An 11,941-nucleotide genomic window follows, 5' to 3' on the forward strand; every position below is an offset into this window, starting at 1 on the left:
CTCCTTTCCCCGGGAATGGCTATGGCACAGCGAAGGTGTAGCAATATTAGGATCAGTTATTTAGAAAGCAAAATAGGGCATGCAACTAAAAGTTACGATGAATCAATTAAAGATCTTCATCAGCAGCTCGATAACGAGAAAAACATATCAAAACAGAAATTTGAAGGCTTTATTGATGCCTATAAAAATCAAATGAAACTGAAAGCACCTGTTCAATACTGGACGGATAATGTAGAACACCATAAAAAATCAGCCAAAAAGTTTGGCATAGCAAGTATCGTGCTGTCTCTTATTATTTTTCTACCTATTGCATACGTGGCATGGGAGATTTTAGCTAAAGAACAGGTTGTATGGGGCAAAGTAGGGGTTGCTGCATTTACAACATCTTTAGCCATCTGGTTAATACGTATTTTAGTTCGCATGTATCTAAGTCATAATCATATGCAGATGAACTCTCAAGAAAGAGTTGTTATGACACAGGCCTATTTAGCACTCATAAGCGAAGGAGGTTCATCATCAGAAGAAGAACGTAACCTTGTTTTACAAGCTATTTTTAGGCCTGTATCTACAGGCATAATAACTGATGATGCATCACCTCATAGCATAATTGAACTAATTAACAAGCATCGAAATTAAATCATAACCAATACTTAATCTGGTGCTAAGGAATTTATAATTGAAAACAGTCCTGCCACATAGAGATAACTCAAAAATTGGGATACCCACCATCTCGATAGCAGACTTGTCTGGCAAGGTGGGTGCCCCCTCTCCCCTCCCCATCGGGGATTCAATCCCGCCAGCCACTGACCTATAGTGAGCCCCTACTCGAACAACCTTTGCGAGCAGCAATATGTATATCGGCGAATTTGCCCGGCTGGCGGGCACCACTCCCAAGGCGATCCGCCTCTACGAACAGATGGGGCTGCTGCCCGAACCCAGGCGGCACGGCAAGTATCGCGTCTACCGTGCGGAAGACTTGGAGTGGGTCGGGTTTATTCGCCAGGCCCAGCAGCTGGGTTGCAAACTGAGTGAGCTCACCCCTCTGCTGGCCGGCATGACCGACATGGCGCAGTTTCCCTGGCAGAAGGTGGAACGCCTTATCGCCGACAAGCTGGCGCAGATCGGCGAGGAGCAGGCCCGTTTACAGCGCCAGTATCAAGCCCTGACCCAGTGCGCTGCGCTACTGCAACAGCATCCCTGCCGCACGCCACTCCTCCAGCCAGACTAAGCCCGGGCAAGCGCCCTTCGATGGCAAGCCAGTCGCCCTGACCATCGACCTCATCAAAGAGGGCCGCTGCGCCCCTTGACTCTGTCCCATGGGACAGAGGGTCTAATACGGGCTCACCCCATCAGGAGCCCTGACCATGCCACCCCGTCTGCTTGTCATCAACGGCAATCCCAAACCCGACAGCTTCTGCCATGCCCTGGCCCGCGAGTATGCTCGCAGCGCTGAGGAGGCTGGCGCAGAGGTCACACTGCTGCACGTGGGGGAGCTGGCCTTCGAGCCGGACTTGCGCCATGGCTATGACCTTATGCCGCCGCTGGAGCCGGATCTGCTGGCGTTGCAACAGAGTCTGAGTGCCGCCCATCATCTGGTGATCGTCTCCCCCCTCTGGTGGGGCAACATGCCGGCCCGTCTCAAGGGTCTGCTGGATCGCACCCTGCTCTCCGGCTTCGCCTTTCAATATGTCAAGGGCAAGGCCCTGCGCCTGCGCCTGCTCGCGGGCAAGACGGCGCGCCTGCTGCTCACCATGGACAGCCCAGTCTGGTATTACCGCTGGTGGCTGGGGGATCCCGCCTCACGCATCCTCGACAAACAGGTACTGGGGCTGTGCGGTATCCGGCTCACCCACCGCCAATACCTGGGCCCCATGCACACAGCCCGCGATCAGGACAGGGCCCGCTGGCTGACGCGCACCGGTGCGGCGGCCCGCGCCGATGTGCGCCGGCTAAGTCGCCGCACATGAAAAAGCCCCGCATTGCGGGGCTGCTTGTTATTGGCGGTGGCCGACTCAGTTGACGGCGACCGGCTCGCTCATGCTGGCGGGCGGCGGGGTTTGAAACTCGCGCTCGGCCTCGTTGAAGCGATCCACCATGGCCTTGGAGGGCGCCTTGTCCAGCAGGCTGAACACCACAATCGCCAGGGCGGAGAAGAGGAAGCCCGGGATGATTTCATACAGCCCCAGCCAGCCAAACTGCTTCCAGACGATGACGGTGATGGCACCCACCAGCATGCCTGCGAGGGCGCCGTTGCGGGTCATGCGTGACCAGAGCACGGAGAGCAACACAACGGGACCGAAGGCGGCACCGAAGCCGGCCCAGGCGTAACTCACCAGCCCCAGTACCCGGTTCTCCGGATTCATGGCAACACCGATGGCGACCACGGCGATCAACAGCACCATCATGCGACCCACCCACACCAGCTCCTGCTGGGAGGCGTTCTTGCGCAAGAAGGGCTTGTAGAGATCTTCGGTAATGGCGCTGGAACAGACCAGCAGCTGACAGCTTAGCGTGCTCATCACGGCCGCCAGAATGGCGGAGAGCAGCACGCCGGCTATCCAGGGGTTGAACAGTATCTTGGAGAGCTCGATAAAGACCCGCTCCGGGTTGCCGGTGACACCGGCGGCCTGCTCGGTGAAGGTGGAGAAGTAGGAGAGGCCGAAGAAGCCGATGGCCACGGCGCCGCCGAGGCAGAACACCATCCAGGTCATGCTGATGCGGCGGGCATTGACCATGGAGTGGTGAGAATCCGCCGCCATGAAGCGCGCCAGTATGTGGGGCTGGCCGAAGTAGCCCAGGCCCCAGGCCATCAGCGAGACGATGGCGATGAAGTCCAGGTTCTTGAACATGTCGAGGTTGCTGGCGTTCTGCGCCGCCACCTGCACCATGGCGGTGTCGATGCCGCCAACGGCGATGATGACGAATACCGGCGTCAGGATCAGGGCGAAGATCATCAGGGTCGCCTGCACCGTATCGGTCCAGCTCACCGCGAGGAAGCCGCCGAAGAAGGTGTAGGTGATGGTGGCCGCAGCGCCGACCCAGAGGGCGGTGTCATAGCTCATGCCGAAGGTGCTCTCGAACAGACGGGCACCGGCCACCACGCCGGAGGCGCAGTAGATGGTGAAGAACAGCAGTATCACCAGGGCGGAGAGGATGCGCAGTACCCGGCTCTTGTCCTCGAAGCGGTAGGTAAAGTAGTCCGGCAGGGTCAGGGCGTTGCGGTTCTTCTCGGTGTGAACCCGCAAGCGACCGGCCACCCAGCGCCAGTTGAGATAGGCCCCTATGGTGAGGCCGATGGCGATCCAGCTCTCTGAAATACCGCCGATGAAAACGGCGCCCGGCAAGCCCATCAGGAGCCAGCCGCTCATGTCGGAGGCCCCGGCGGAGAGGGCGGTGACCCAGCTCCCCATACGGCGGCCGCCGAGAATGTAGTCGTCAAAGTTGCGGGTGGCGCGATAGGCGATAAAACCGATCAAAACCATCCCGAGGATATACACCAGAAAGGTGATAAGCATGGGGGTGCTGGCTGTCATTCAAAACTCCATTAGGTGACGTGTGTACCCGTTCTGACGACGGGCTCTTCCTTAAAAAACCGCCCTAGCTTAATCAGCAGATCCCATGACCTCAACCACTTTTAACAAATAAAAAACACAATATAAACGTTTCATCTCTAACTAACGAACCACTCAAGGAGAGATGCGCCGGATTTTATCCTGAGACAGCAAGGGCTTGTCTGCTCCCCCTCCGCCTGGCGCCAGGCGGCATGAGCGTAAAAAAAAGCCCCGACCAGAGGCCGGGGCTTGAGACGATGAACGACAGGATCAGCGATTGATGGCGATCGGCATGCCGCTGCGCTGCTCCAGCGCCTGCTTGACCAGCTGGGAGTCGCTGTCGGCATGGGCGATAAAGCGGGTCGCGGCCTGGGTCATGGGCAGCGGAGCAGGCAGACTGGAGTTGAACTCGGCTTCGCTGCGGGACAGGGGCTGGTGCACTTCCAGATAACGGCGACCATCGGGCTCGACGGTGGCCTTGATCGGCTGGTTGACGAACTGCACCCGCGTGCCGACCGGGATCTGCTTGAACAGGTACTCTATGTCTTCGTTACGCAGCCGCACGCAACCGTGGCTCACCCGCAGACCTATGCCGAACTGGGCATTGGTGCCGTGGATGGCGTACATCTTGCCGATGTAGAGCGCAAACAGCCCCATGGGGTTGTCCGGGCCGGCGGGCCAGACTGCCGGCAGGCTCTCGCCACGGGCGGCATACTCGGCATGCATCTTGGCGGTAGGGGTCCAGGTCGGGCCCGCCTTCTTGCGCTGCACGCTGGTCACCCAGTTTTCCGGGGTGTCGGTGCCGAGCTGGCCTATGCCGATGGGCAGCACTTCCACCACCTTCTTGCCTTTCGGGTAGTAGTAGAGGCGCATCTCGGCCACGTTCAGCACTATGCCTTCGCGGGGGGCATCCGGCAGTATCAGCTGATGGGGGATGACCAGCCTCTCACCCGCCTGCAGCAGCAGGGGATCCGCCTTGGGGTTGGCTTCGAGCATATTGGTCAGCCCCAGCTGGAATTTGGCGGCCACGGCTTCCAGCGGCTGGCCATTTTCCTCTGCCGGCACCACGTATTCCATATTCTCGCCCACCAGACGGCTGTTGGCCCCGGGCAGATCGTATTGAACGGCAAACACAGGCGCGGCGGCCATAACAAGGCTGCAGCACAGAGCAGCCGCACTATTGCGAAGGAGCTTCATAACTTTCCCATGATGATGACTTGATTGACGTCTCAGGGCTGACAGCTGATTCAAGAGGGATCAGGGGCGCGAAGAGAAGGCCGCCATTTTTCTCCTCTGCACACCAAATTTCAACTGACAACTGGATACGGGTCGATGATTAATATGGCGCTTCCCCTGCCACCTCGACCCGTGTCCTCACTCCGTTTGCTCCCTCTGCCAGGCACGCATATCGTAACCTGTGGGAGATTGATGCAACCGCAGATGAAATTGCTCAATGATGGCGAAGATATGGTCGAAAATATCGGCCTGGATCCCTTCGTAATCCGCCCAGGCCGTGGTCGCGGTGAAGCAGTAAATTTCCAGCGGCAGACCGTCGGTAGTCGGTGCCAGCTGGCGCACCATCAGCGTCATGTCCTTGCGAATACCGGTATGGGCCCGCAGGTAGGCGTCCAGATAGGCGCGCAGGGTCCCGAGATTGGTAAGGTGGCGCCCGTTGATGGGGCAACTGAGGGCATCGCTGAGCTGCTGGTTATAGGCGCTCAGCTCCTGCTCCTTGCGGCCCAGGTAGGGCGCCAGCAGCTGGGCCTGTTTGAGCTGCATCTGCTCATCCGCGGTCAGGAAGCGCACGCTGGTCATGTCGATATTGACGCTGCGCTTGATGCGGCGACCGCCGGATTCCGTCATCCCCTGCCAGTTCTTGAAGGAGTCGGAGATGAGCGCATAGGTGGGGATGGTGGTGATGGTCTTGTCCCAGTTCGACACCTTGACGGTGGTGAGACCGATATCGGTCACCTCGCCGTCGGCACCGTACTTGTCCATCTGCAACCAGTCGCCGACGCTGAGCATGCGGTTGGCGGAGAGCTGGATCCCCGCCACCAGCCCCAGGATGGGGTCCTTGAACACCAGCATCAACACGGCTGTCATGGCACCCAGGCCACTGAACAGGAAGAGCGGTGACTTGCCGAGCAGCAGGGCGATCATCAGGATGCCGACCAGTATGCTGGCCACCAGCTTCACCCCCTGGAAGATGCCGCGCAGGGGCAGATCCCGCCCCAGCCGGGTGTAACGGCTCACCGACGACATGCAGTCAAGCAGGGCAAACAGGGCCAGCAGCAGGAACAGCAGGATCCAGAACTGGGTCACCATCTCGATCAACTGCAAACTGTCGGAACCGCTCGGCAGCCAGATCTCCGCCTGACCGAGCATAACGGCTCCCTGCAACACGAAGGCGAGCCGGTAGAACAGGCGCTGCTGCAACTGGGGGGGCAGCCACACCTGTTTGGACTTGGCGAGCACAGTCACCAGCCGCACCAGCAGGACCCGGTGCAACAACACATGCAATATCAGCGAGGTAAGGACGATAAAGCCCAGGGCGATCACCAGCGCCATCATGTTGCTGACTTCAACACCCATGCTCGCCAGCCAGTTAAAAAATATCACCTTCATCCCTACCTCCAATGCGTGAAACAGCCGTCAGGGTACGTATCTGCCACCCCATGTCAAATGACAACTTGCTCAGCCGGAAGCCTGAAACGACAACGCCCGGCGCAGGCCGGGCGTTGTATCGGAGCAAGGGGCGTTAGCCGACCAGACTCAGGGCATCGCGGGCGATGACCAGCTCTTCATTGGTGGGCATCACCAGCGCCAGACGGCTGCCTTCAGCCGTAATGGGGCCTTCTCCACCGAGCACGGCGGCATTGTTGGCTTCTTTATCTACCTTGAAGCCGAACAGGGCCAGGCGATCCAGCACCATCTCGCGCACCATGGCGGCGTTTTCACCGATACCGCCGGTGAACACCAGGGCGTCGAGGCGACCCTCCATGGCAGCAGCATAGGCGCCAACATACTTGGCAACTCTGTAGGTGAAGACATCCAGCGCACGCTTGGCACCGGCGTCGGTCGCATAGTTGGAGGTAACATAGCGGCAATCGCTGCTCACCTCGGTCAGACCCAGCAGACCGGACTCGCGGGTAAGGGTGTGGTTGATCTCGTCCACGCTGTAACCGAGCTGATCGTGCATGAAGAAGACGACGGCGGGGTCGATGTCACCGGAACGGGTGCCCATCGCCAGCCCTTCCAGCGGGGTCAGGCCCATGGACGTATCGACGGACTCGCCGTTCTTGATGGCGCAGACGGAAGCACCGTTGCCCAGGTGGCAGTTGATGATGTTGAGCTCGGCCAGCGGCTTGCCCAGTGCCTTGGCGGTCTCTTCCGCGATGAAGCGGTGAGAGGTGCCGTGAGCGCCATAACGACGGATACCGTTCTCTTTATAGAGCTTGTAGGGCAGCGCGTAGAGATAGGCTTCCTGCGGCAGCGTCTGATGGAAGGCGGTGTCAAACACGGCCACGTTCTTCTCGGCAAGCTGCGGGAAGACCTTGAGCGCGGCACGAATGCCGATGAGGTGCGCCGGGTTGTGCAGGGGGGCGAACGGAATGGCGGCCTCGATGCCGGCGATCACGCCATCATCGATGCGAACGGAGCGGGAGAACTGCTCACCACCGTGCACGATGCGATGGCCGATGGCCACCAGCTGCTCGGCCAGGGTCGGATCCTGAGGCAGGATGTGGCCCACTATGTGGTCGAGGGCGGCCTGGTGAGCGGCACCCGCTCCCAGCATGGCTTCGCCCTTGACCCCGTGGAGTTTCCATTTGATACGTGCATCATCCAGATTGAAGCATTCGGCCAGGCCGGACAGCATGTCCTCACCTGTTTCGGCGTCCATTACGGCAAATTTCAGGGAAGAGCTACCGCAGTTAAGGATCAATACCAACTTGCTCATGTTCTACATCTTCCTGTGCTTCGGCTTTATGCCGACAGTGTCGTGTCATCCAACAATGGATGGGATTCCCCTGCCGGGGGCTTATGGTCGCAGGAAAGTGCGCCCAATTTTTCAATACGTTAAGTGCGGGTCCCGAAGACGCTGTGCACTCGATTCATCATGGGGTCGGTGTAGACCCGGAGGGTGCCGCACACCCGTTGAGCTGCCGTGCTGACGGCTACAGGCCGGCCAGCAAATCCTTGTGCACCTTGACCACCAACTTCTTCACGTGAGCCGGCTGGTTGGGGGTACAGAGAGGGCGATGCAGTTCTCCCGGCCAGAAGATGGCGAAGTCGCCGGGCTGCAACGCCAGATAACTGGTCTGTTCGTCGTCGACGAACCAGAGATCGGGGTGGGGATGATCGGCGCCGTCATTGACGTAACTGTGAGGCCCGACACCTATCCACTCTTCCCCGCGCAACAGCAGCTGGATGTCCAGATACTGCTGATGGAACTCGCCACGGCGATCCGCAGCCGGCTCGGTCAGCTCTTCGCTCACCAGACAGAACAGCGTGAGGCCGTCGATCTCTGTCTTGCCGAGCGGCGCACTCAGCCAGTGGCCGACGCTTTTCACCACCTCGACCATGATGCGGGCCAGCGGGGCGGGCAGCGGCGTTCGCTGCAGGGTATTCAGACTGCCGGTGATCATGGCGAGCGGATCCTTAGGTGTATTCAGGCGACATCTTTGCCGCAAAATGAAAAAGGACCCTGTTCAGGTCCTTGTGTCGCACCATCTGCAATCCATGCAGACAGGAAGCGCCTATTTGCTCGTGCCGAGCGTCTGAGGTCACTGTTACACACTCATCCGCTGCTTGCCAAGAGACGAAAACGCATTCGTCCGGTGATCGTACCAGCTGAAACAATATTATTCACTACTCCATCGTCGTCGACTTTGACCAGACGCAAAAACGGGAGCATCTGCTCCCGTTTTTTTCACACAACCGGTGTCATTCAAGCCTTGCGGGCGTTTTCCACCGGCTTGGCATACATGGCGCGCCAGATGGCCTTGTGCTCTTGTGGCACCTCTGACTGACGAGTCAGGAAGGCCGCCTGCTCTATGGTATTGGCCTTGCCGGACACATCTGCGGCCAGGTAGTTGCCCGGGAAGAGGCGATAATTGCCCCAGATTGCCTTGTCGATCAGCGCAGCCAGCTCGTCCGGATCGCTGAAGCCCTCGGTGATGGGGGCGCCGAAGGAGACATGTACCCGCCCCTTCTGGCCGACGATGCCAGCAACGATGCTCTCAATATCCTCGAACTCGCCTTTTTCGTAGCTGCCGTTGACCGACTTCTCGTACAGCTCGCGCGCCTTGGCCTTGTCGGTGGGATCCAGCTCATAGCTGATGCTGACCGGCACTATGTTGAGGCTGCGCATGTAGTCGACGAAGTCGATTTTCTGCTTCTTGCCGTCTACATAGAACATCTTGAGGATGGCCGGATCCGTCTTGTCATCGCCATTCTTGGCGCGCCCTTCCTTCTGGGCGATCCAGATGGAGTGGCCTTCGTGCACCGACTGGCCGATATAGGCGGACAGCTCGCCGAGCATCTTCATCATCTCCCGCGGCCCCTTGGCGGAGCGCTTGACGATGAAGCTCTTGTTGAGCTTCATCAGCTCGGTGGCGCAGGGTTTGCGCAGCAGGTTGTCACCGATGGCGATGCGCACCGTATCAAAACCATGGGTATGCAGCCCCCAGTTGACGAACGCCGGATCCATGGCGATGTCCCTGTGGTTGGAGACAAACAGGTAACCCTGCTCTTTCTTGAGGTGTTCGAGGCCGGAGAAGGTCACGCCCTTGGTAGAGGTGGCAATCATGCGGGACATGTAACGGGTCACCCCCATCTGCACCTGATGGATGGTGGTCACCTTGGACCACTTGTAGCGCAGGAATTGACGGATCAGCGGGCGAATGGCCCAGCCAAGCCAGCTCATCAGGGAACCGAAACGATACTTGGCGATGGCGCCGATAAATTCATCATCCTGGATCAGCCGTTCTATGGCTGCCGGCACTTCTTCATCGCGGTAGGGGCGAATGTCCGCGAATCTATCTACTTCAGTCACAATGTCAGCCTTGCGTGTAAGGAGTCGCGGCCAACCGAGTTGGCCGGGAAATTCAGGGCGCAATTTTACACGCTTTTATGGCAAGGGGTATGGAGCGAGTACGAATAGTGAGATCTGACCAGTTAATCAGGCTGCAATGCCAGTGTCACCGCCGCTTCGGCATGAATCGCAGTGGTGTCATAGAGCGGAACGGCTGCTTTTGAGTCACCCACCAGCAAGGCAATCTCGGTACATCCCAGGATCACGGCCTGGGCACCCGCCTCGGCCAGCCCGGCTATGATGGCGAGATACTCGGCCCGCGATGACGCACGGATCTCGCCAAGACAGAGCTCGTCATAAATGATGCTATGCACCCGTTCGCGCTGCGCCGCTGGCGGCACCAGCACCTCAAGCCCGAACAAGGTTTGCAGGCGGCCCTTGTAGAAATCCTGCTCCATGGTGAAACGGGTGCCAAGCAGCCCGACTCTTTGCACCCCGTCCGCCAGCAACTGGCGGGCGGTGGCATCGGCGATATGGAGCAGCGGAATATCGATGGCAGCCTCAATCTCGGGCGCCACCTTGTGCATTGTGTTGGTGCCGATCAGCAGAAAATCGGCGCCGCCAGCCTGCAGCTTGCGCGCCTCGGCAGCCAGCAGGCGCGCCTCGGCAGCCAGCAGGCGCGCGGTCGCGGGCCAGTCACCGACATGCTGCAGACGCTCTATCTCGGCAAAGTCGACGCTGCTCAGCAGCACTCGCGCCGAGTGCAGGCCGCCGAGCCGTGCCCGCACATCCCGGTTGAACGCCTGATAATAACTGACGGTGGATTCCCAGCTCATGCCACCCAGCAGACCGATACATTTCATGGGGACTCCTTTAATACAGTGCCAGTGCAGTATGGCGCTGCCAGCGAGATAAAAAAGGCCCCGAAGGGCCAACAAGACAGAAGGTAAGGCCAAAGGTCCAGGGTCTGTTGACGTCTGTCGCGGCCGAATCGACACGTCAAGGGATCCTGGACGCCTAAATCCAGATCATCAGCACGCAGGCTGCCGTGGCGAGCCCCATGCCAAGGTTGAAACGACGCCAGCCTGTGGCGGTGCGGATGAGGCGGCGCACCTGGGCACCGAACAGCACCCAAAAGGCGCCGGTATACAGGCCAGTCACAAAAAAGATGCCGAGCACCCAGCTGGCCGAGGGCCAGTAAGCCTCCCCCGCCAGAGTGAAACCACTGATGGCGGAGAGCGCCATCATCCAGGCCTTGGGGTTGAGCAGTTGCAGCATGGCTCCCTGATGGGCCGGAATGAGCGCTCGGTTGCCCTCGGCCGGGCCACTGGCGGTCGCCACCTTCCAGGCCAGCCAGAGCAGATAGGCCGAGCCAATCAGCTTGAGGCCGTCATGCAGCAGCGGCACCTTTTCAAACATCACCCCGAGCCCCAGCGCCGTGGCGAGGATCATCAGGTTGATCCCCCCCACCACCCCCACCAGCAGGGGAAGAGTGCGGCGAAATCCCTGGGCGGCACCGGCACTGGTGAGCAGCATGTTATTGGGGCCCGGCGTGCCACAGGTAATGAGGGCAAAGCCCGCCAGGGGAAGCAACCAGTTCAGATCCATCTCAACCTCTTGGTGATACAAAGCGTCCGATATACGGCAAGCCTTCTAATATGCAGAGCCAGCCCCGTGGCGACAAGTCAGAAATGGCTCTTTCTTGCCTGCCAGCGGCACGCGCTCAATACCAGAGCATCACCACACAAAGCGCCGTCAGCACACCAAGGGACCCATTGAGGCGCCGCCAGCCCCGATCCGTGCTGATCCAGTTGCTCAGCTGATGGCCGAACAAGACCCAGACAAAACAGACCGGGAAGCCCACCAGCGGAAACACCAGCATGATCCCCCACAGGCTAGGCCAGTAACTGGCACCTGGCAGACTGAACAGACTGATGGCGGAGATGGCCATCATCCAGGCCTTGGGATTGAGAAACTGAAAGCCCAGCCCTTCCAGCAGGGTCAACGGACGGGCACGCCGGGCCGGATCACCGGGGGCACCGGCCACGGCGATCCGCCACGCCAGCCACAGCAGATAGAGGCTGCCGAAGATCTGCAGCCCCAACCGCAGCAGAGGCCAGCTCTCGAACAGGGGATAGAGCCCCAATGCCATGACCAGTTGCAACACAGGCTGACCCACGGCCACGCCGGTCAGGTGTGGCAGGGTACGGCGCACCCCGAAGTTGGCGCCAGATGCCGTCAGCATCAGATTGTTGGGGCCCGGCGTACCGCAGGTGAGCACGGCAAAGCCGAACAGGGTGACATACCATTCCATCGTCATCTTGTGACTCCTTCATTGCCACATTGTATCGATACA

General features: G+C 59.4%; 12 protein-coding genes. 3 read left to right on the forward strand and 9 right to left on the reverse strand.

The window, feature by feature from the left end; genetic code table 11:
• The 3 genes from AXW79_RS17225 to AXW79_RS17235 all read left to right on the forward strand — a co-directional run.
• Window positions 1-636 (forward strand): DUF6161 domain-containing protein (locus AXW79_RS17225; protein WP_211271114.1); only part of this gene is annotated, 636 nt, incomplete at its 5' end.
• Between the two features lie 214 nt (window positions 637-850).
• Complete coding sequence (locus tag AXW79_RS17230; RefSeq protein ID WP_005318719.1) at window positions 851-1,228, forward strand: MerR family transcriptional regulator; 378 nt, start codon at window positions 851-853, stop codon at window positions 1,226-1,228.
• 136 nt (window positions 1,229-1,364) lie between these two features.
• On the forward strand, window positions 1,365-1,967 hold the full coding sequence (locus AXW79_RS17235; protein WP_043151049.1) for an NAD(P)H-dependent oxidoreductase: 603 nt from the start codon (window positions 1,365-1,367) through the stop codon (window positions 1,965-1,967).
• Window positions 1,968-2,012: 45 nt separating this feature from the next.
• On the opposite strand, the gene putP is transcribed toward AXW79_RS17235, so the two are convergent.
• The 9 genes from putP to AXW79_RS17280 form a co-directional block, all read right to left on the reverse strand.
• Window positions 2,013-3,533: a sodium/proline symporter PutP gene (gene putP, locus AXW79_RS17240; protein WP_005318714.1), complete on the reverse strand. Its 1,521-nt coding sequence runs from the start codon at window positions 3,531-3,533 to the stop codon at window positions 2,013-2,015.
• A 288-nt stretch (window positions 3,534-3,821) separates the two neighbouring features.
• Window positions 3,822-4,748, reverse strand: coding sequence for a L,D-transpeptidase family protein (locus AXW79_RS17245; protein ID WP_011899081.1), 927 nt, complete (start codon window positions 4,746-4,748; stop codon window positions 3,822-3,824).
• 177 nt (window positions 4,749-4,925) lie between these two features.
• On the reverse strand, window positions 4,926-6,176 hold the full coding sequence (locus tag AXW79_RS17250) for a mechanosensitive ion channel family protein (RefSeq protein WP_005318708.1): 1,251 nt from the start codon (window positions 6,174-6,176) through the stop codon (window positions 4,926-4,928).
• Between the two features lie 133 nt (window positions 6,177-6,309).
• Window positions 6,310-7,509 carry an acetate kinase gene (locus AXW79_RS17255; RefSeq protein ID WP_005318706.1) on the reverse strand — a complete coding sequence of 400 codons (1,200 nt, stop codon included), beginning with the start codon at window positions 7,507-7,509 and terminating at the stop codon, window positions 6,310-6,312.
• A 217-nt stretch (window positions 7,510-7,726) separates the two neighbouring features.
• On the reverse strand, window positions 7,727-8,197 hold the full coding sequence (locus AXW79_RS17260; protein WP_005318704.1) for a YhcH/YjgK/YiaL family protein: 471 nt from the start codon (window positions 8,195-8,197) through the stop codon (window positions 7,727-7,729).
• A gap of 302 nt (window positions 8,198-8,499) precedes the next feature.
• On the reverse strand, window positions 8,500-9,606 hold the full coding sequence (locus tag AXW79_RS17265; RefSeq protein WP_005318702.1) for a 1-acyl-sn-glycerol-3-phosphate acyltransferase: 1,107 nt from the start codon (window positions 9,604-9,606) through the stop codon (window positions 8,500-8,502).
• A 122-nt stretch (window positions 9,607-9,728) separates the two neighbouring features.
• Window positions 9,729-10,448, reverse strand: a complete 720-nt coding sequence (locus tag AXW79_RS17270) for an aspartate/glutamate racemase family protein (RefSeq protein WP_005318700.1) — start codon at window positions 10,446-10,448, stop codon at window positions 9,729-9,731.
• Window positions 10,449-10,602: 154 nt separating this feature from the next.
• Window positions 10,603-11,193: a LysE family translocator gene (locus tag AXW79_RS17275; RefSeq protein WP_017411808.1), complete on the reverse strand. Its 591-nt coding sequence runs from the start codon at window positions 11,191-11,193 to the stop codon at window positions 10,603-10,605.
• A gap of 115 nt (window positions 11,194-11,308) precedes the next feature.
• Entirely contained in the window at window positions 11,309-11,905 is a 597-nt protein-coding gene (locus AXW79_RS17280) for a LysE family translocator (protein ID WP_005318697.1), read from the reverse strand.
• Window positions 11,906-11,941 lie beyond the last annotated feature (36 nt).

It is taken from the genome of Aeromonas salmonicida subsp. salmonicida (assembly GCF_001643305.1).
Lineage (GTDB): Bacteria > Pseudomonadota > Gammaproteobacteria > Enterobacterales > Aeromonadaceae > Aeromonas > Aeromonas salmonicida.